We start from the raw sequence: 19,644 nt of genomic DNA, 5'->3' as shown, positions 1-19,644 counted from the left end.
CGCCGATAAGGCCGTTTGGTCAGGTCAGAGCGCAGAGGACTCTGACCTCGACGTTCGCCCTAGTCTTCCTTTCCACGCATGGCTCGACCCTCCCTTCCACCACGAAGCCCCGAAGGGAAATCGGCGCTGTTCACATGGTCTCTGGGCAGGCAATACTGTGTCCAGGTAACACAGCGAAGCCAATTATGTACGGAGGGCGATTTCTGGTGAGATGCATCGGCGCGCGTAGTTCTGCAGCGCGCAAGACCACTCCAACGGCACCGTGCACGAGCGCCAAGAGCTGCATTCCGGCGTGGTGTCGACGGCCAGACCTGTAAGCGTATTCACTCAGCATGGGGGCGCAGATATGGGCAGAGCAGAAATCTCAGCTGGCCGAACATCTCGGTGGGCCATGCGTACCGCGCCGAGGGGGGTGCTTCCGTACTACCTAGGGACTGAAGTCGCCGCGGTGATCTTGACGCTATTCGCGTCTGCAGCTGCCTCGATGACGACGGTGAACATGGTGGACTGGTCCCGGGCGATGGTTCTGGTTGCGATCGGGATCGCCCAGGCTGAGTTGTCCCGGCGCACCGAGCGAATCCGTCGCTACGTGGCCGAGACGCCGCACGTCAACATGACTTCGGTGTGGATCGGCGCCGGCGCGTTGCTGCTCCCGCCGGCCCTGGCGGCTTTGGTGACGGTTGCCATCTACGGGCATCTCTGGCTACGAATTTGGCGGACGATGAGCACTCGTCCCACCTACCGGGTGGTATTCAGCGCTGCGACGATGGTCATCGCATGCCTGACCGTGTCTCCCGTACTTCGCGCCTGCGGCGTCGGCAGCACGCTCGGCACCACTGATCACGACCACACGAGTTTCGCGACAGTGGTTGCGATCGGCGCGGCGATCGCGGCATTCACCGGCGTCAACAGTTTGTTGATCATGATCGGTTTGAAGCTCCAGAACCCGAAGCGAGCCTTCCTTCCCCTGTACGGGTCACTAGCCGACAACGCCCTGGAGATCGCCACTCTCTGCCTTGGTGGCGCCGCCGCCCTGCTCCTGGTCGCTCACCCCGCAGCTGCGGTGCTCGTCCTGCTGCCGGTGATCGTTTTGCACCGATGCGTCCTGATGCGTCAACTCACCGAGTTGGCCACTCACGACGGCAAAACCGGCCTGCTCAACGACACAGAATGGCGCACCCGCGCGACCACCGAAATCGCCCGCGCACAACGCCAGAGCCAACGCTTCGCCGTCCTGCTGATCGACCTCGACCACTTCAAAAAGGTCAACGACGCCCACGGCCACCTCGCCGGCGACGCCGTCCTGCATGCCGTCGCCGCCGCGATCAGCACCGAAACCCGCGCGTACGACACGATCGGCCGATTTGGCGGCGAGGAGTTCGTCGTCCTGCTACCGGGTATGCATACCGAGGCCGCCCACGCAGCCGCCGAGCGTATCCGCGCCGCCGTCGCCGAGCTCATCGTCACCACCAGCATCGACGGCTGCACTCACGTGATCACCGGGGTTACTGCCTCGATCGGCATCGCCACCTACCCGGACACGGCCGTAGCGATCGACCACATTCTTCACGCCGCGGACACGGCGATGTACCGTGCCAAAACCCAAGGTCGTAATCAAGTCGTTGCGTACTCTGTCGCCGCACCCAACTAAGTTAACTCTCCGTATTTTGTCGGTGGCTCGTGGCATAAAGGTGGTATGGACGGACATCACCTGGGGTCGAAACGCCACGCACGCTCGCCGTACGCACCTCAGCGGCGAACGCTCTGGGTCGAGCACGACGAGGATTGGGCGTTCATGTGCCGGGACCCACGTCCCCGGCTTGAGTGCCCAGAACCTGGCTGCGACATCCGGCTGACCGCTGTCAACGCTAGGAATAGGGCACGCCACCTCCGGTTTGTCACGACCTCAAAGTGTGATCACTGGATCCCCCGCGGCGGTGGCGGCCCGGAGTCTGCGCAGCATCGGTGGATGAAGACCAGGCTGGCCAAGATCGTCGAACACCTCGGATACGAAGCGACGCCTGAGCATCCGCCGACCCATGCCGACGTATTCGTCCACCAGGCACAGTTCTGTCTGGAGGTCCAGCTGCGCGAAACCTCGTTCACAAAGCGGACGGCCACCCGCGAGCGAGCCGATGCCAGGGTGTGCTGGTTGATTGGTGACGACGCCAAGCTCGACTCGCCCAAGCTTCGCGACGCACTATGGAATCAGCCGGCCGTCCGATTCCGCGTCGTCGACGACCGGCGACCGTACGCACCAGGTCCCACACCATGGCACCAACCGTTCGACCACGAACTCAACGATCACAGCCGCATCCAAGTGTTCGCCAACGTCGCCTTTCGAGCATCTGAGCGTCCCCGGCACATACCCGCGGATGCGGCAGGTTGGTTCGTCACCGCTTCGATGGACGTCGAGCACTTCCTCCGAGAAGTTCTCGACGGCAGCCGCCGCTACTATCAGCCCGGCGTTCTGGCCCGACGCGGCCTCTGGGCTCGGGTGAAAGACGTGCAAGCGCTCCACGGCATACAGGCCGACCGCACAGCAACCGAAACGACCATCGACGTACCTGCGGTGACCGAACCCACCGCACCAACGCCGTGGTCCGCGCCATCACAAATTCCCATTGCCACACCTGCGCCACGTCTCAGCCCAGAATCTCCACGGACCGCGCCGTGGACCGTCGCCCCGGCATCTCATCCGTGCAGGACAGAACCGCGGCTCGTGGTCACCCATGAACGCGATCGCCGGCCTTGGTGGAGACAACTGTTGCCGTGGCCTCGCCGATGACGTACCGGACTCATAAAAGGCGACCCAGTCGCGGCGCGCCTGCTACTCCCCCGATCTCGGCGCGGGCAACAGTTGCCGAAGGCGTACCTCGGCACGCCAGCGGCGGACAAACATCGTGGATTCCTTCATCCCCGCCTCACGGGCGCAAACCGCCATCGACACGCCGTCGACCCGCGTCCGTCTGATCAACTCAGCATCAGCCGGATTCAGAACAGACATCGCCGCCTGTAGCGACTGGCGCGCCCGCTGGGCACTGTGGTCCACATCGACGGAGTCGTCAATGCCGTCCTCGCCAAGATTCTCAACGACGACTTCCGCCGCGCGGTTGCGTCGCAGATAGCGGCGGCCAGCGTTGTAGGCGTCCGCCAGCAACCGCACGATCGGTTGCGGCTCCAGGTCGAGATCGCCAGTTTTCAACGAGGTCAGAAAGCCGGCTAATAGCTCAGCGTCGAGGTCTGCGCTGTCCAGGTGCGCCGCCTGCCGGGCAAGAGCATCGGCTCGACGCCGCAGGCCGGGTAGTGCGACACCGACGCATCCAAGCGTCCAACTCGTGTCGCCAGCACGGGCACGAGCGATGAGTTGGCGCCAGACCGCAGCCCACATGCGTCGATCCACCCAGACCACCATGAGGCCATCAGCTAACTCGTCCAACGGGATACGACGGGCCGGGAGGCAACCGCCAAATGCGGCGCCGTCAATCGAGAGCGGTTCAGGCCCCTCGAGCATGAGCCGAAAACTACGTTCAGCTACGTCCAACGGCGATGGGCTAAAGGCCGCCTCGTGGGCGGCGGAACGCCTCGCACGCGCCATTTTCGTGGTCCTCCTCGACAACTGCCGATCGCCGATTGCAACCGGTCGCCGTCGATGAAGACAGGGCCGAAACACAAAAATTGCACACTCATGGTTACGGCCGGGACGTTGAAGAGGTGTTCAACAACCCCCTGAATCGCTTAATAAATTGGATCGAATGGCGTAGGCGGTTCAGACGTTGACCTCGCTGTTCAACCAGGCCCGATCCGTCTCACTAACTCACCTCAGCCGTACAGATGCACAAAATCGAATATCACTGGTTGTGATGCCTTACGTCAATTGCCACGGCTGCACCGAACTTGCTATGTCCATACTTGGAGCAGCCAGTTCAATGCCGTGTTGATCGACCGTCCATCCGGGTGTTCGTTTGGCGGTACCGTCACCTGGCGTCCATCTACGTATTCTCCGATTTGAAACCCGCCATGAACATGCGACCGAACCTCCCCGCAGTCGCGCTTGACAGGGTGCGAAAGTGGGCAGACAGTCGCGGACGGACGCTGGCGCCGACCGGCCTTCGCGGTCGAGGGAGACGTGTTCCAGGTTCTCTACTTGCGCAGGTATTCGCCTAAGATGCGACTGGCGTAGCCCAACCTTCAGCGTGGCTGCTGAGGATCTGACGCAGAATTCCTTCGCCGAACTCTCCGGGCGAGTTGACACACTGACCGCCCCTACGGCGTACGTGCGCAGCATTGTGACGAACCGCGCCACCGTCGACGGGTAACGGCCGGAGCGATTCGCGACTCGATGCCGCCGCCATTGACGCGTACGTGTCGACACATTTGCCTCACGAGGCATCCGGGCGCACGGATTCGCCGATGCGGCTCGATCATCTCGGCCCGCAGCAAGTAGCGAAGATTGATCTCGCCGACAGCGTCAGCCACGAGACTGAAGCTGACAACGGCCATCCATGCGCCGTTCGTCGTACGCACCCATGCGTGTTGCAGTCCGGGGACGCGGGGCCGCAACCGCAAGCCTCGCGACCGGGCAATCGCGGGGCTCTGCTTGCCGCCGCCCAGTCCACTGGCGAATACCTGCTCTAACCGCACCCACACCTTGCGAGGTGGTTCATACGTACGCACGAGGTGCCGTCGAAGGTTGCCGAGGCCAGACACCATCTTCTCGTACATGTGTTCGATTACGCAGTCCACTGGAAGCGTCCGCGTACCTGCTCGTGCAGAGTTGCTGTTGACGCTCGACGACCCGTACGCCGTTAGCGTTGAACGCCCGTCCTGTCCCGCGCAGCGCGGGGCGCATCCATCAGCTTCGAGGTGGATCGCCAACGATCGTGACTGGCTGATCGGGATCAAGTTCGATCCGCTCCCCGGTATGTAGAACCAAGACCACACGCTGGCTCGTGGTCAGCAACTGGCGGCTGACGATCTCGGACCCACGGGCCAGGCGCATGCCCGGTTGGACACTGCCTGCGAGTACGACGCGCATGCCGGTCATGGTTGCAGGACGGTACGACAAGACTCCACCAGCGGCGCACGTTCACGACGTGGCGTCAGATGCCCCTGAGCCTGGCAACGGAGCCTAGTTCCACGAGCCCGGCGAGATCACCGGCAAGCGAGTCGAAGCGAGATCGCAACCGGGACGGGTTGGTCGCCGGACGGCGTCGCCCCAAAGCAGATCAACAAAGTCCCCGCCGACCACGGGGAGAGTCGGCGGGGACCAAGTAATAATCTTGTCATTACGCGAGCACGCAGAGCAAGTCTCTTCGCGACACCACCGATCGGACATGCGTCCGATTCGGGTAATGGCGTCGTTGCTCAGTCGAGGTTCGTACCGCGCTCCAGGTTTGGCTAGAGGTAGGTGAGTGCGGCGTACGGATCGCCGCTGACGCAGACGAGCCCATTGGCAAGCTGAGCAAAGCCGTACGTTACGAAGGCTTCGTAGTAACCACTGGGATAATTGGCGTCGCTACTGTGTCCACCGGCCCACGAGTAGCGGAATGCAAGTCCGCCGGAGGCTGAGTACGAGTAGTCGTAGCCGCCGTTGTACCGGTCGATTTCCGCACGCCATTTGTACGAGACCGCCGGCGGCAGTGGTTTCCTGATGGTGAATCCAGTGGTCATCTTGACCGGGTGACCGTTCGACTTCTCATGCACGTAGATATTGGAACTGCCGCAAGGCCCGTTGACGGTAATGTCGGGCTCCATGCCAGTGGAGGTCCGGCGCATGGCAATACCGGTGGTATCGGGATGCAGCACGCGCGTGACACTGCTGGCCGGCACGGAGAAGCTGCTGCCGTCGGACAGCAAGACCGGCACCTCACCCGTCGCGTCTGCGGCGCCGACGACCTTTACCGCCGAGGCCAGGTGCATGGGTGCCGAGTTCACAAATGTGGAGTTAGCCGTCGCGAACTTCGAAGTTGGCACGGTCGTGGCCGACGCGCCTTGACAGGCGGCTACCGTCGCTCCCGCCGCAACCAACGCAATCAGCACCGTACGCACGCGTAGAGTCCTTCTGTTCATCGTCTTCCTCTGTTTTTGGAGTGCGGGTGGCCGATCGGCCACCTGGGACATGCGTTCAGCTCGACGGCGTCGGGCAGGTTTGCCTTTCCTTCCCGACACCCGGATCACCAAACTGCCGCCGGGATCGGCGGAAGTCCGGCAAACTGGCTCAGCTCACCGTCCTCTCGGTCACGTGAGCAGGATCGCTGCGGCCGATGGTTGGCGCGGTTGTGAAATCCTTGCGGTGCTGGTTACACGGCGATGGCAGGGGCGGACAATGAAGTTTCGGCTGCTGGGACCGGTCGAAATCTGGACTGCTGGACGCCGGGTGGACGCCGGGCAGCCGCGGCAGCGCACCGTCCTGGCCGCTCTACTGGTCGACGCGGGCCGAGTTGTCTCCGCTGAGGTCCTGATTGACCGGGTGTGGGGTGAGGAACCTCCCCAGGAAGCACGTAACAGCCTGAATGCTCATCTCTCCCGGATTCGGCACATCTTGGCCGATGCGGGAAATGACTGCCGCCTGCTGCACCAGTCCGGCGGATACCTGCTGGACGCCGCACCCGCCGCGATCGACGCACTGCACATGCGACAACTCATAAGCCAGGCCCGCATGTCCGGGTCCGACTCTGAACGAATTGCCCTGCTGCGTGCGGCGGTGCAGCTGTGGCGAGGTGAACCGCTGGCCGGCCTGTCCGGTTCGTGGGTGACCAGAACCCGCCTCGCGTTAGGTCAACAGTATGTCGACGCGATGGTCGCGTGGGGGTTGGTCGAGGTGCGGATCGGTGACCCGACCGCGGCTGTCGGTCCGCTGACTGAGCTGGCGGGCGAGTTTCCGTTAGCAGAGTCGGTGTCCGGCGCGCTGATTCAAGCGCTCGCGGCCACCGGTCGGACTGGTGACGCTCTGAATCTCTATACGACCGTACGGCAGCGGCTGGTCGACGAACTGGGCACCGACCCCGGTGCCGAACTGCAAGCGGCACACCAGCAAGTGTTGCGTGGCCACCTCGGATCAGCGCCGCCCGTGCCGTTGCCACGGATCACCGCATCGACTGGACCGCATCAGTTGCCGCCGACGGTTCCGCAGTTCGCCGGCCGAGCAGCCGAACTGGCCGCGCTGACCAACCAGGCGCACGCCAATGGCACCGTGCTCATCACCGCGATCGGCGGCACCGCGGGGGTAGGCAAGACCGCGTTGGCGGTGCATGGCGCCCACCAGATCGCCGACCGATTCCCAGACGGTCATCTGTACGTGAACCTGCGTGGATTCGACCCGGCCGGACCGCTCGATCCGGCCGACGCTATCCGTGCCTTCCTGGAGGCGCTCGGCGTTGCCTCGCAACGGATTCCGCTTGGCCTGGATGAACGGGCGGCCCGATATCGCAGCGAAGTGTCCGGTCGGCGGCTGCTGATCCTGCTGGACAACGCGCGCGACACCGCGCAGGTCCGGCCGCTCCTGCCGGGCACGCCGTCCTGCCTCGTCCTGGTGACCAGCCGCAACCAACTCACCGGCTTGGTCGCGGTGGACGGTGCGCGACCGGTGTCCCTCGATCTGCTGTCCGAAACGGATGCCGTACGGCTATTGATAAACCGCCTCGGCCAACATCGCGTCCAGACCGAGCCGGCGGCTGTCGCGGACATCATCACCCGCTGCGCACGCCTACCGCTCGCGCTGGCCGTGGTCGCTGCTCGGGCCGCACTGCAGCCGCACCTGCCACTGCATGTCCTGGCCTCTGAATTGGCCGACCACCGCCTCGACCTGTTGGCTGGCGATGACCCGAACTCGGATCTACGCGCGGTCTTCTCCTGGTCCTACCGGGCGTTGACACCACCGACGGCCAGACTGTTCCGGTTGCTCGGTCACCACCCCGGCCCGGACATCACGGTTCCCGCGGCCGCCAGTCTCGCCGGCGTGTCGCCTACGGCCGTACACCAGTCACTCACAGAACTGAGCCACGCCAACCTCATCGTCGAGCATCGCCGCGGACGGTATGCCTTCCACGATCTGCTCCGCGCTTACGCCGCAGAACTAAGGGACGAAGATCCGCAGGCCACGCGCCGAATGCTCGATTATTACCTGCACGCCGCGTATGGCGCCGACCGCGTGCTCCATCCCACCCGGGATTCGATCACATTGGACCCACCGCGATCGGACACGATCAAAGAGGATTTCGCCGATCCGGACCAGGCTTTGGCGTGGTTTACCGCAGAACACGATGTGCTACTCGCAGCCGTCGAGCACTCCGCCGCGACCGGATACGACGCGCATACCTGGCAACTGGCCTGGGCCTTGCTCAGCTACTTGGACCGGCGCGGCCTTTGGAACGACTGGGTCACCACCAGCCGCACTGCCGTCACCGCAGCGGACCGCCTCGGCAACCCGGCCGTACAGGCCCGCACTCACCGCAACCTCGCGGCCGCGTACACCGAACTAGCCCTCTATCCGCAGGCTCACACGGAGCTCCAACAGGCGCTCGCCCTCTATGAGAAAACAGGCGACCTGGCCGGCCAAGCCCGCACGCACTACACGCTCGCCTTCGTGTGGGGGCGACAAAACGACCAAACTCGAGCCCTCGATCATGCCGAACAGTCACTCCTGCTGCACCAGGCGACCGGTCATCTGGTCGGTCAAGCCGACGCCGTCAACGCGGTCGGCTGGCACCATGCCCAACTCGGCGACCACGACCAGGCTCGCGACAGGTGCCAACAGGCACTGGCCCTGCACGAACGGCTCGGCAACCGCGATGGCCAAGCACACACCTGGGACAGTCTCGGCTACATCCACCACCACCTCGGCAACCAGACCGCGGCCATCAACAGCTACCAGCGGGCCGTCGCCATGTTCCGTGAACTTGGCGACCGACATGGCATGGCAGCCACCCTGACCCACCTCGCCGACATCCAGCACGGCGCCGGCGACGACCAGAACGCGCTCACCGCCTACCAGAAGGCCCTAACCATCTTCGTCGAACTCAACCACCCCGATGCCGACCAGATCCGCACCACACTCGCCACCATCGCGCGAGCCGAGCAATGACGCATCACCCCCGAGGTACCTGCCGCAGTTCTGGCCCGCATGCTCGGCATCCACATCAGAGTCACCGTCGCCTGGCAACAGGCGGCCTCCGGTGACAACCGCTTCGGACACCATCTATTGAACTTGGCCTAAAGCCTTATCTGGGGGGGGTGGTTCACATCGAACCGTATGTGACCTTGGGATTTGCGTTACGCAGTAGTCCTGGTGCGTACGCGGTGCTGCTTGGCGCCGGAGTATCGATTGCCGCAGATGTGCCATCGGCGTGGGCAGTACAGGAGGATCTGATCCTCAAAGTGGCACAGACCGAGGGAGCTACGCCAACAGATCCTTTCGACTGGTACCGCGATCGATTTGGCAAGCTGTCAACGTACGACGATCTCCTGGACACACTCACACGTACGCCCTTGGAACGTCAGGCGCTCCTACGCGGCTATTTCGAACCGACCGAGGACGAACGCGAGCAGGGCAGCAAGCTCCCGACCGCCGCCCATGCAGCCGTTGCCAGGCTTGTCACAAGTGGTTTAGTCCGAGTCATTATCACGATCAACTTCGATCGGCTGACCGAAGCCGCGCTGCGCGAAGAAGGCATCGAACCCACTGTTGTCACCGCACCCGCCGACATCGCTGGCCTAGCCCCTCTCCACACCCTCCGGTGTCTGGTAGTTCACCTACACGGTGACTACCTCAGTCCGGCAAGCATGCTCAACACGGCCGAGGAACTCAGCACCTACCCTCCGCAGTTGAACGGTCTGCTCGATCGAATCTTCGACGAGTACGGCTTGATCATCTCCGGCTGGTCTGCAACCTGGGACACTGCGCTACGCGAAGCTCTGGCACGCTGCACAACCCGCAGGTTCGGCACCTACTGGGCCGACCCCTTCCCCCTCGGAGAGACGGCAAACGATCTTCGCCTCCAGAGAAGCGGTGTCTACATTCACGCCGATGCGGACACATTTTTCGGCAAACTAGCCGACACGACAGATGCATTAGCCGACACCGAACGCCAACATCCCGCAACTACGGCGATTGCCGTAGCAACAGCAAAACGCTCGCTATCCGGAGCCCGAGTCGCTGTGCCCTTACACGACTTCATCCGCACCGAATTCGAACGCGTACGCACCTTGGCGCCTTTGATTCCGGAGCGCTGGGACGCCCCCAACGTCCAGTACGAACATGAGCACAGACTCGCCCAACTGGAGACAGGCATCGAGGTCCTGCTCGCACTCGTCGCAACTACTGTCTACTGGGGAAATGCAGACACAGACCGGTGGTGGTTTGCTGATATCGAACGACTAGCGCGTCCCGTCTCCCAAAGCGGCTCGACGTCCCTCCTACATCTCGTACGCGCACCAGCAACCATGATGCTGTACGCAGCAGGTGTGGCGGCGACAGCCGCCGAACGATGGCCTCTCGTAGTCCGCTTGCTCCGCGAACCGACGACTGTCGACCCGCGCACAGGAAAGCTCCGCAAGGTCGGCCATATCCTCGGTCCACAGGAAACTATGTCCCACGCGACTGCGTCGAGACGGCTCCACAACTCACTGCTGCCAATCTTCACCAGCCATCTCGCGCTGGGGACAACCGCCTACGCCGACCACTGGGAACGATTCGAATATCTGCGGCTCGTCTCCAAAACAGACGAAGCGGTCCAAGATAACCTCAGCATTGGCTCCGACGTACCACACATTCGGTCCACCGGACGACTCGACGAGTACACACCCATACCCTCGGCCTGGCTAACGCAAGAGCTCGCAGAACAAGGCGATAAATTGCATCTACTCGAGGCAGGACTCTTCGACGGCCACGCCCAGCGGCTAACCGCTGCCCAAACGGAATACGACAATCAATACGCGACATGGGCCAAAAACGCTGCATACTCGGCAATACCGGCCGTCAGCGCCGGCATGCTCCCCAGCAGCGACCACTGGTACCCCGACGAATACGGGCGCTGGGCAACCACTCAGTGAACCAATCATTGCTCGTGGCTGAGGGAATCTCGCAACCCCAGTCTTTATGACGTGGCCAGGACGGAGCACGAGCCAGGACGAACCAAATGACAACGCGCGCGCAGGTGGGATCCTGGGTCAAGAAGTACCTACACGAGTGGGAGACAGCAGCGCCGGCGTACCCCTTGAGGCGCTGTTTGGCGAAGACGCGGAGTATCACGAATGGCCGTACGAGGTTCGCGGGTCGGCCGTTCGGAGATTGTCGAGGGCTGGCTCAGCAGACAACAGTGACAGGAGGGGTGTTGGAGTTTTTACTGGAAGATTCTAATGATTACTGGCGACACGGCGGTCCGTGGCACCAAAGTTTTACAAAAAGCTTGGCACTTTTGAGAATCTCTGAACAATGACCTTCGACGACAGCAGCTGCGTCATGTTTCGCATGTGGAACAACCAAATCTGAGTCAGCGTCAGATCAGCGACAACGGTGCTGTGGCGCTTTTGCTGCCCGGCTCCAGAGTGCCGACCAGGAGCTGCTGGCCGGGTGCGTCGTGGACATCGAAGGTCTGATAGGTCAGCTCGATCCGGCAGGCTTCCGGGTGGACGAACACGTTGAACGCGTGTCACGCTGCCAACGCTCTGCTCCTCTCAGAGCGTACGAAAGTCGGCCAAGACTATTGGTTTCATCTCCCGATGTGCTCGCGGTGATTCTCCTGCTTCAGCCGCCACCGATCTATTTCTTGAGCGCGGGCGGCAGTCCTGCCGTCGACCGATCCTACTGACCAACGGTGCCGGTGTCAGTTGGTGCAGGTCCACGTTTCGACGACGCGGACGAGACACTAGACACCACCCGCCTGTCGTTTGACGTGATTGTTGTGGAACTGCGCCAAATATGGCTCACATGCGCATTCACCGTTTGATTCAGAAAGGGTCACTGCCGAGTTGGACGGTGAGGGTGGTGATGGCTTTGGTGAGCAGTGATCGAGCATTGCTGCGGTAGCTGGCATTGGTGCGCAGGCCGTCGAAGAGACGGGCGTAGAGCTGGATTTCGGATTTTTTAGTGACTTCTAGGGTGGCGGTGGGTGTTTCCAGGGCGGCGAGTGTGTCGTTGAAGATCCAGAATCCGATGGAGGGAACCGGTACCGGGCCGCGGGCAGCGTCGGTCGGGATGATGCCCAGGGATACGGTGGGAAAGTCCATGACGGTCAGTAGCCGGTCCAGTTGCCCGATCTGGGTGCTGATGGAGCCGAACCGTTTGTAGAGGGCGTGTTCGTCCAGGACGATCTCGAAGCGTTTGCGTTGGTCGTACAGTATTTTCTGGCGTTCCAGGCGGATGGTGACGGCTTCGTCTAGGTCGTTGGGGGTGTCCAGGAAGTCGATCCAGGATGACAGCATCGCGGCGGCGTAGTCGGCGGTCTGGAACAAGCCTGGGATGACGTTTTGTTCGTAGACGCGGAATCTGCGGGTGGTCGCGTACCGCTGGTTGGTGTGCGCGCCGAGCACCCGTTTCATGCCGGCTTTGGCTTGTTGTTTGAGTTCCAGGTACGCCGTGCTGATCCGTCGGACTTCAGTGCGCAGGCTCTCGACCTGGTCCAGGGCGCCACAGGCGGTGCACCAGGTCACCAAGTCCTGGTCGGTGGGTTCCTGGACGCCGTTTTCGAGTTTGCTGACCCGGGTCGAGTCCTGCGCGGTGGCCTCGCCGAGTTGCCGACCGGTCAGCCCGGCGGCTTTGCGGAGTTGCCGCAGCCGCGCGCCGAGCTGGCGTCGGTCGTGCTGTACGGAACTCGACGGGCTGTTCGACCGGCTGGCCGGGGAAGTTTTAGGTGGGTTGGTAGTCACGGTGGGGGGTGGCGAGTCTCCAGGCGGCATCGAACGCGGTGCGGCACAGCTTGATGTCGGCGGGTTCGCGGGAGGCGAGCCTGTCGACGGCTAGGCCGTTGCCAGCGTAGATAAGGAACACCACGAGGGTGTCGTCGAACAAGTAGAAGTCGTTGCCCGGTACCGCGATGCTGGACGCCAAGCGGCGGGGCACCCATCGGATATCTTCGCCGGCGGCGACCATCGGGTACGCGATGCTGTGCGACCAGCGCTGGTAATCGCTCAATGGTTCGCACACGACCCTGGCTCGCCGTACCGTCCTACCCGCTGCGACATGGCCGCGGACGGTGTCGCACCAGCCGTCCAGCCACGCCAGATCATCTGGCTCGCCCGCGGCCCATTGGCCCATGTGCGGGAGTTCGACTTCGGTGCCGTACGCCTCGCGCATTTCCAGGTGCACTGAGCTGCGCTCGAATGCCGTCAGCAGGTTTTCGAAGTCGGTCGCGCTGATCGAGGTCGTCATGCGCCTGTCTGGGGGAAGAACTGGAGCATCCGGTCCGGGATTTCCACCGCGCTTTCACCCTCAGGGATGCCCATCTCCGCGAGCGCCTCCGGGTCAGTGATCACCCAGCCCTGCACCACCCAGGTGTCGCGGTCGGTCTTGTAGACGGTGGGCGATCCGGACGGGTTGGAGTTCGGATCCTTGCCCACGAACGTCAGCTTCATAGCAGCTCCCGAGTCTCAGAGTTGCGGATAGTTGCGGCAAGACTGATTGTTACCGATCAGATCCAGGCAGTCAAGATCAACGCCAGTCTGCCAAATTTTTCGCGTATGTAGCCGTCTGGTCGCGGCTGATACGGCCTTTTATTAACGGGTCGCAACTCTCGCAACCCCGCACAGGGCAGCTCGATCGTGCCGTACATTCGCGTCGCTGAATCAGTGAGCACTATCGCCTGCGCGCTAAGGGAAGGCCAAGTGACTGTGACATCACCGCCCGACGTGGCAGAACTGGCCGCGGCCCATCAAGCGAGTGGTGCGTTGCGGTCCCCCGGCCCAGCGCACCACTCCACTAACTGCCTGGAAGCTCATCCAGCTGCGTCACAGACAGGACGATCCTCTTGGGCGAGGCACCACCGGTGACTGCAGTGACGAGTCCGAGCCTTCCGCGATCGGCCGCCAACCTGGCGGCGCTGGGCAGCTGTGCTGCTGTCGGCGCCCAGTCATTCCACGACACCGACACGGCAGCCGCCCGTGCGGCGAGGTTGGTCGATGCAGCACATGGCGGGAAGGACAACTTCGCCGACGACCAGGAAACCCTCGCGCAGCTCCTCGCGGTCGCGCCGGACTACTGCGAGGCCGTCGGCCAGGCGTACGCGTTCATCGCGCGGGTGACTGCTCATCTACTCGATCGCGGCCTCACACGTTTCATCGATTGCGGTCCACAATTTCCTCGACGTCACAACAACATTCATGAGCGGGTCCTGCAGACTCGCCCATCCGACGCCGCCGTCCTATATGTGGCTTCCGACAGGGTTCTCGCTGCGCATATCGACGCCTTGATGCTGGACTCTGGCCAAGTCACGCACAGCAAGGCAGACCCGCTGTTGGCAACATCGATCGCCAACGACCCCGTGATTCAGGCATTCCTGGAACCACAGATCCCCGTCGCCGTCCTCTACCCGCACTCCCTGCACCACGCGCCCGATCCAGCGGCGGCCATCACCCACGCCTGGATCAGCCAGCTCCCACCCGGGTCCTACCTCGCACTAACCCTCCCCCACCACCCCGCCGAACCGTCGAAGCTGGCCGCCACCGCCGCGGGCCTGGAACAGGTTCTGACCCGACGCATCGGCCCTACGACATTCGGGACTATCGCCGACCTCAAAGACCTCTTCCGCGGCACCGAACTCGTCGACCCAGGACTGACCTCACCCGACAAATGGTGGCCGCCTGGCCCCACCGTCTCGCAGCGCGGCCCCACTCACGAGCTCATCGTTGCCGGGGTCGCCCGACTTCCATCCGACGATGACCAACAGACGAGTCCCTGACACATTCGAATTCTCTTCGCATTCCAGCCTTCCAGCGACGGGTCTGGAAACGAGCCGCAAGCCGATCAGCGCGTTGTCCGACCGGCGATGCGTCTTGATCTGGGCACAGCAGCCGAGCCCGGCTAATGGGATCACGTACGAAACCGATGGATTACCAAGAGAGGAACCGCCAAATGAGTGAAACCAGTACTGATATCAGCGACCTGTTTGCGCTCGATATCCAGGTGATCACCGATGCGCGTCCGGGCGAGATCGAGGCGCCTTGTAGCACCAACGACGGGTGCGCGGCGAGCTGTGCTTCCTCCTGCGCGAGCCGGGGATAAATCGGTGGGCGAAGCGGTCAGTCAATGTTCCGACCGGAGATGACCGACCGCTTCCCCTCTTTCTTTCTCCACACCTCACGTAAGAACGGAGCCTTGGGGCGGATGCGCGTTCCCGACGACAGCCGCCGGCTGTATCGGCACACAGGCGTCGCGTTGCTGCGCGCAGCGGTGTGGCCGACGACCCGGATCACCAGCGGATGGCCGGATCCCGCCGACCTCCCGGGCTGCCTAGCGTGGCTGGAAATGATCTGGTCGAACCCACAGTTCGCTGACGCAGTCGGACACGCCAGTCCGTCGTTGCGGGCACAAGCGATGGCACTCCTGACTGCCGACACCGCCGAAGGTCGGCCGGACAAGCAGGTGCGGCGTGCCACGGTGGCCAGCGCTCGGTACCTGCTGCGCGCGACCGGTCGCCCGACCCCTTTTGGACTTTTCGCAGGTGTAGCCCCGGTCGTGATCGCTAGACCGACCCACGTGCGGTGGGGAACTGAGCATCGTCCCATCGCGCGGGCGGATAGCCAGTGGCTCGTGGAGATCATCGATCAGCTGCACGCGAACCTCGAAGTATTGGAGGAGCTTAAGGTCCAGTTCACCAACCTAGCTGTGCGCCGAGGCGATCGGCTGGACGTCCCGCAAGGGGCTGGCCGTGTCACGATCCGTGACACACCGCTTGTGCGCGCGGTCCGCGACTACGCCGCCTCGCCCATACTGTTCAGTGTCCTGGCCGACAAACTCACGGAAACCTTCGGCGGTGCCTACCGGCCACGAGTCGTTCGAGCCCTTGCCGAACTCGTACGTCAAGGTTTCGTCCTCAGCTCTCTACGCGCTCCGGGTACCACTGTCGACCCGCTCGCTCACTTGCTGCAGCAGTTGCGCATGGCGCCGATGCTCGACGACCTACGTGCGATCAACACCGCTCTGCGGCGCCACAATGACTCGACCTCGTCCGACAAGGTCGTACTAAGCCAACTGCGCTCGAATGCCGTCAGACAGCAACGGAACCTCTCGGACGCCGGACGCACACCGCTGGCGGTCGACATGGCCCTAGACTGCGCCGTTCAGATTCCCGACAGCATCGCCGACGAGGCCGCACACGCGGCGAGCGCGTTACTGCGGCTGACCCGATATCCGACCGGCCGGCCAGCGTGGCGGGACTACCATTCCGCGTTCTGTGACCGGTACGGCATCGGCGCGCTGGTCCCGCTCGTCGACGTCCTGGATCCGGGAGCGGGGCTGGGATATCCAGCCGGATACCCCGGCAGTGTGCTCGCCGTGCCAACCGAATCGGTGACTGCGCGAGATGGCCGGCTGTTGGCCCTGGCCTGGCAGGCAGCGGCCAAAGGCAACGGAGAGATCCTGCTGACCGACCACAACATCAATGAGATCGCTGGCGGCCAGCTCGATGGAGCGTACGCGCCACCGCATGTGGAGATCGCCGCCCGGATCCACGCCGCGAGCAAGGAGTCCGTGGATCGCGGCGACTATCTGCTGACGGTCGCGCCGGCTCGTGCTGGCGGTGTTCTGACCTCCCGGTTCACTCCCACCACAACCGGCGCCGGCTTGGACCAGGTATACCGGGACCTTCCCCTTGCCACCAAGGGAGCGTTGGCGGTGCAGATGTCGTTCCCACCGGCCTACTCCCACGCGGAGAACATCTGTCGCGTCCCGGCGTACCTTCCGCACCTCCTATCGCTCGGCGAGTTTCGAGCAGCCGCAGACGAACAGGAGTGCGTCCCTGTCGATGATCTGGCGCTAGTGGCGGCTAGAACCAAGTTGCACCTGGTCAGCATCGCCCGCCGTCAAGTCATCGAACCGCAGGTCCTCCACGCGCTGGACCTGGACAAGCAGCCACCGCCGTTGGCACGGTTCCTGGCGCACTTGACCCGCGGATTCGCCGCCGCGTTCACCGTCCTGGACTGGGGCCTACCAGCTGAGGCACTCCCCTATCTGCCGCGTGTGCGCTACCGCCGCGCCATCCTGGCTCCGGCCCGATGGCGGCTGACTCGCAACTGCCTACCACCCGCCTCCGCCAGCGATGACATGTGGCGAGCTGGACTGGACCAATGGCGCGGGCGGTGGCACTGGCCGGTCGTAGTCGACCTACGCGAGGACGACCGGACCATCAGGCTCACCTTGGACGAACCGCTGCACGCCGCGATCCTGCGCACCCACCTAGCCCGCAAAGACCACGCAGTACTCACCGAGCCACTCGCATCGAGCACCTACGCCTGGTTCGACAACCACGCCCACGACATCGCGTTCCCGCTCGTAACCACCCAAACGCCAGCTCCGTCACCGCTGGTCGGACCACTGCCGATCGTCAGGAACCGTCAGGCAGACTCACCTGCCGGACCCGACGCGCGGTGGCTGTACGCGAAGATCCACACCCATCCCGAACTGTTCAACGACCTCATTGCGCACCACCTCCCTGACCTACTAGCCGAGCTCACCGGACCTGCGTACGGCGATGCGGGCGCTGAACCGTCGTGGTGGTTCATCCGCTATCGCAGCGCCCACGAGACCGACCACCTCCGGCTGCGCCTGCGTGTACCGGAACCGAGCCAGTACGGCGCGTACGCCGCGGCCGTCGGGGCATGGAGCGCGCGACTGCTCGAGACCCAATGCGCCGGACGACTGGTATTGGACACCTACTACCCCGAAGTCGGCCGGTACGGTAGCGGGCCCGCGATGACCGCAGCCGAAACAGTGTTCGTCACGGACTCACGCGTGGCCGCCGCCACCCTCCGGCAAGCGCCTCCCACGACGATCGCACCGGCGGCAATGGTTGCGGTGAACATGGTCCATATCGCGACCGGGCTTCTCGGATTCACGGGGGGAATGACATGGCTGGCTACCCAACCCACACTCGCCACCCCGTCCAAGAAGCCCGGGGATCGTACGATCGCCACCCGCGCGATCGAACTCGTCCGAAGCAACAATCTTCCGGACTTGCCAATGAACGTCCTCGCAGCGTGGCGGGAACGAAACTGTGCCCTCAAGACCTACCGCGAGCATCTGACCACCGAAACCGATATCGATACGGTCCTGGAATCACTGCTACATATGCACCACAACCGGGCCGTCGGTGTCGATCCGGACAGCGAGAAAGCGTGCCGGAGGCTCGCCCGCCAGGCTGCGCGTGCATGGGCATCCTCACCGGCGAACACCACATGAATGGCCGCCCGACATCGCTGCCCCCTGCGAACCCCGATCCGGGCTGGAGCGCCGACCTCTACGCCGGCGCGCCCGGCATCGCACTGTTGCACATCGAACGCGCCCGTACCGGCGCCGCCGGGTGGGGCACCGTCCAGAAATGGGCCCGGGCCATGACTGCGCATCCGGTGACGGCGCACGCGGACGCGAGCGGACTCGACCGCGGCGCACCGGCCGTCGCCTTCGCGCTGCACGCAGCGGGCCACCACGCCTACAGCGGTGCACTCACCACTCTCGACCACCACATCGCCAACACGACGCGTACCCGTTTGCGCCGAGCCCACGCGCGCATCGAGGCCGGCCAACTCCCGGACGCAAGGGAATTTGACTTGATCCGCGGCCTCGCCGGCATCGGTGTCTTTCTCCTGCACCGCGAGCGAAACACGGACCATGGACAGCGCTACCTGTTACGCGAGGTCATCGCCTACCTGGTACGTCTGACTCAACCGGTCACCGTCGACGGCGACACTCTCCCCGGTTGGTGGTCGCACCAAGCGCCGCCTGATCGACCGCACGGTGACCCGCGCGGCGGGCACGCCGACCTTGGACTGGCCCACGGGATCACCGGTCCCCTCGCCCTATTGTCCCTGGCCTCTCGTCGCAAGATCACTGTGACTGGCCACGCCGACGCCATCGACCGCATCTGCCGATGGCTGGACCAATGGGCCCAAGGCACTGCTGCCGCGACGTGGTGGCCGGAGAGCGTTTCGCGATACGAGCACCATGAACAGACCCTCGCACGTCGAGCGCCCGGTCGGCCGTCCTGGTGCTATGGCACTCCCGGTATCGCCCGCGCACAACAACTCGCGGGTCTGGCCCGCGACGACTCCGACCGCGCGCGCCGCGCCGAACAGGCTCTCGCTGAATGCCTAGCGGACCACCACCAGCTCGCCCTCATCCGCGACGCGTCGCTGTGCCACGGCTGGGCTGGACTCCTTCACACCACCGCCCGCGTTGCCGCCAATGCAACCGACGATCGGCTGGCCAGCACGGCACTGCCCCAGCTGCGGTACCGCCTAAGTGAGCACCTGCGTCGCAGTGGCCTCCCAGGCCACGATGGGCTGCTCACCGGCGCCGCCGGCGTGCGACTCGCTCAGTACGGCGACCAACAGGCGTCGCACTCATGGTGGGACGCCTGCCTCCTGCTCGACGACGACTCGGCCCTATAGAGCGCCACCGTCAGCCTTGGGGTCCGAAGCTCGCTAGCCTCCGAA

At 63.8% G+C, this 19,644-nt stretch carries 16 protein-coding genes; 9 read left to right on the top strand and 7 right to left on the bottom strand.

Annotated features, from left to right (window positions below; all coding sequences use genetic code 11):
- Positions 1-391 precede the first annotated feature (391 nt).
- Positions 392-1,651 carry a sensor domain-containing diguanylate cyclase gene (locus tag ABD301_RS11670; protein WP_344309721.1) on the top strand — a complete coding sequence of 420 codons (1,260 nt, stop codon included), beginning with the start codon at positions 392-394 and terminating at the stop codon, positions 1,649-1,651.
- 318 nt (positions 1,652-1,969) lie between these two features.
- On the top strand, positions 1,970-2,788 hold the full coding sequence (locus ABD301_RS11665) for a competence protein CoiA family protein (RefSeq protein WP_344309719.1): 819 nt from the start codon (positions 1,970-1,972) through the stop codon (positions 2,786-2,788).
- 42 nt (positions 2,789-2,830) lie between these two features.
- Here the strand turns inward: ABD301_RS11665 and ABD301_RS11660 are convergent, their stop codons facing one another.
- A complete protein-coding gene (locus tag ABD301_RS11660; RefSeq protein WP_344309717.1) occupies positions 2,831-3,598 on the bottom strand; it encodes an RNA polymerase sigma factor in 768 nt (255 codons plus the stop codon).
- Between the two features lie 815 nt (positions 3,599-4,413).
- On the opposite strand from ABD301_RS11660, the gene ABD301_RS11655 reads away from it, so the two are divergent.
- Positions 4,414-4,638, top strand: coding sequence for a hypothetical protein (locus ABD301_RS11655; protein WP_344309715.1), 225 nt, complete (start codon positions 4,414-4,416; stop codon positions 4,636-4,638).
- A gap of 217 nt (positions 4,639-4,855) precedes the next feature.
- Here the strand turns inward: ABD301_RS11655 and ABD301_RS11650 are convergent, their stop codons facing one another.
- Both ABD301_RS11650 and ABD301_RS11645 read right to left on the bottom strand, forming a co-directional pair.
- Positions 4,856-5,047, bottom strand: a complete 192-nt coding sequence (locus tag ABD301_RS11650; RefSeq protein WP_344309712.1) for a hypothetical protein — start codon at positions 5,045-5,047, stop codon at positions 4,856-4,858.
- 353 nt (positions 5,048-5,400) lie between these two features.
- The gene (locus ABD301_RS11645) at positions 5,401-6,051 is read right to left on the bottom strand and encodes a hypothetical protein (protein WP_163568859.1); all 651 of its coding nucleotides are present in this window, start codon (positions 6,049-6,051) and stop codon (positions 5,401-5,403) included.
- A gap of 277 nt (positions 6,052-6,328) precedes the next feature.
- On the opposite strand from ABD301_RS11645, the gene ABD301_RS11640 reads away from it, so the two are divergent.
- A complete protein-coding gene (locus ABD301_RS11640) occupies positions 6,329-9,085 on the top strand; it encodes an AfsR/SARP family transcriptional regulator (RefSeq protein ID WP_344309710.1) in 2,757 nt (918 codons plus the stop codon).
- 215 nt (positions 9,086-9,300) lie between these two features.
- The gene (locus ABD301_RS11635) at positions 9,301-11,052 is read left to right on the top strand and encodes an SIR2 family protein (protein WP_163568856.1); all 1,752 of its coding nucleotides are present in this window, start codon (positions 9,301-9,303) and stop codon (positions 11,050-11,052) included.
- A 446-nt stretch (positions 11,053-11,498) separates the two neighbouring features.
- On the opposite strand, the gene ABD301_RS11630 is transcribed toward ABD301_RS11635, so the two are convergent.
- The 4 genes from ABD301_RS11630 to ABD301_RS11615 form a co-directional block, all read right to left on the bottom strand.
- Positions 11,499-11,639: an MmyB family transcriptional regulator gene (locus ABD301_RS11630; RefSeq protein ID WP_163568855.1), complete on the bottom strand. Its 141-nt coding sequence runs from the start codon at positions 11,637-11,639 to the stop codon at positions 11,499-11,501.
- A gap of 310 nt (positions 11,640-11,949) precedes the next feature.
- Entirely contained in the window at positions 11,950-12,867 is a 918-nt protein-coding gene (locus tag ABD301_RS11625; protein ID WP_344309707.1) for a helix-turn-helix domain-containing protein, read from the bottom strand.
- Positions 12,848-13,369 (bottom strand): DUF6879 family protein, encoded by a 522-nt coding sequence (locus tag ABD301_RS11620; RefSeq protein WP_163568853.1) that lies wholly within the window; start codon positions 13,367-13,369, stop codon positions 12,848-12,850. The genes ABD301_RS11625 and ABD301_RS11620 overlap by 20 nt, the downstream gene beginning before the upstream one ends.
- On the bottom strand, positions 13,366-13,572 hold the full coding sequence (locus tag ABD301_RS11615; RefSeq protein WP_163568852.1) for a hypothetical protein: 207 nt from the start codon (positions 13,570-13,572) through the stop codon (positions 13,366-13,368). Before ABD301_RS11615 ends, ABD301_RS11620 begins: the two co-directional genes overlap by 4 nt.
- 419 nt (positions 13,573-13,991) lie before the next feature.
- Here ABD301_RS11615 and ABD301_RS11610 point away from each other — a divergent pair, with 419 nt between their 5' ends.
- The 4 genes from ABD301_RS11610 to ABD301_RS11595 all read left to right on the top strand — a co-directional run bounded on the left by ABD301_RS11610 (position 13,992) and on the right by ABD301_RS11595 (position 19,599).
- A complete protein-coding gene (locus tag ABD301_RS11610; protein WP_344309704.1) occupies positions 13,992-14,894 on the top strand; it encodes an SAM-dependent methyltransferase in 903 nt (300 codons plus the stop codon).
- A 173-nt stretch (positions 14,895-15,067) separates the two neighbouring features.
- Positions 15,068-15,217: an FxLD family lanthipeptide gene (gene fxlA, locus ABD301_RS11605; RefSeq protein WP_163568850.1), complete on the top strand. Its 150-nt coding sequence runs from the start codon at positions 15,068-15,070 to the stop codon at positions 15,215-15,217.
- Positions 15,218-15,319: 102 nt separating this feature from the next.
- Positions 15,320-18,391 (top strand): lantibiotic dehydratase, encoded by a 3,072-nt coding sequence (locus ABD301_RS11600; RefSeq protein WP_344309701.1) that lies wholly within the window; start codon positions 15,320-15,322, stop codon positions 18,389-18,391.
- A complete protein-coding gene (locus ABD301_RS11595) occupies positions 18,361-19,599 on the top strand; it encodes a lanthionine synthetase C family protein (protein ID WP_344309699.1) in 1,239 nt (412 codons plus the stop codon). The genes ABD301_RS11600 and ABD301_RS11595 overlap by 31 nt, the downstream gene beginning before the upstream one ends.
- The last annotated feature ends 45 nt before the right edge of the window (positions 19,600-19,644 follow it).

The sequence above is a fragment of the Fodinicola feengrottensis genome, assembly GCF_039530045.1.
Classification (GTDB): domain Bacteria; phylum Actinomycetota; class Actinomycetes; order Mycobacteriales; family HKI-0501; genus Fodinicola; species Fodinicola feengrottensis.
This window is presented reverse-complemented; position numbering and strand designations above follow the sequence as displayed.

What these genes read in the sequence shown, in the direction of transcription:
- ABD301_RS11670 (WP_344309721.1), top strand. Translation starts at nt 392, where the DNA reads ATGCGTACCGCGCCGAGGGGGGTGCTTCCGTACTACCTAGGGACTGAA.
- ABD301_RS11665 (WP_344309719.1), top strand. Translation starts at nt 1,970, where the DNA reads ATGAAGACCAGGCTGGCCAAGATCGTCGAACACCTCGGATACGAAGCG.
- ABD301_RS11660 (WP_344309717.1), bottom strand. Translation starts at nt 3,598, where the DNA reads ATGGCGCGTGCGAGGCGTTCCGCCGCCCACGAGGCGGCCTTTAGCCCA.
- ABD301_RS11655 (WP_344309715.1), top strand. Translation starts at nt 4,414, where the DNA reads ATGCGGCTCGATCATCTCGGCCCGCAGCAAGTAGCGAAGATTGATCTC.
- ABD301_RS11650 (WP_344309712.1), bottom strand. Translation starts at nt 5,047, where the DNA reads ATGACCGGCATGCGCGTCGTACTCGCAGGCAGTGTCCAACCGGGCATG.
- ABD301_RS11640 (WP_344309710.1), top strand. Translation starts at nt 6,329, where the DNA reads ATGAAGTTTCGGCTGCTGGGACCGGTCGAAATCTGGACTGCTGGACGC.
- ABD301_RS11620 (WP_163568853.1), bottom strand. Translation starts at nt 13,369, where the DNA reads ATGACGACCTCGATCAGCGCGACCGACTTCGAAAACCTGCTGACGGCA.
- ABD301_RS11615 (WP_163568852.1), bottom strand. Translation starts at nt 13,572, where the DNA reads ATGAAGCTGACGTTCGTGGGCAAGGATCCGAACTCCAACCCGTCCGGA.
- fxlA (WP_163568850.1), top strand. Translation starts at nt 15,068, where the DNA reads ATGAGTGAAACCAGTACTGATATCAGCGACCTGTTTGCGCTCGATATC.
- ABD301_RS11600 (WP_344309701.1), top strand. Translation starts at nt 15,320, where the DNA reads ATGCGCGTTCCCGACGACAGCCGCCGGCTGTATCGGCACACAGGCGTC.
- ABD301_RS11595 (WP_344309699.1), top strand. Translation starts at nt 18,361, where the DNA reads ATGGGCATCCTCACCGGCGAACACCACATGAATGGCCGCCCGACATCG.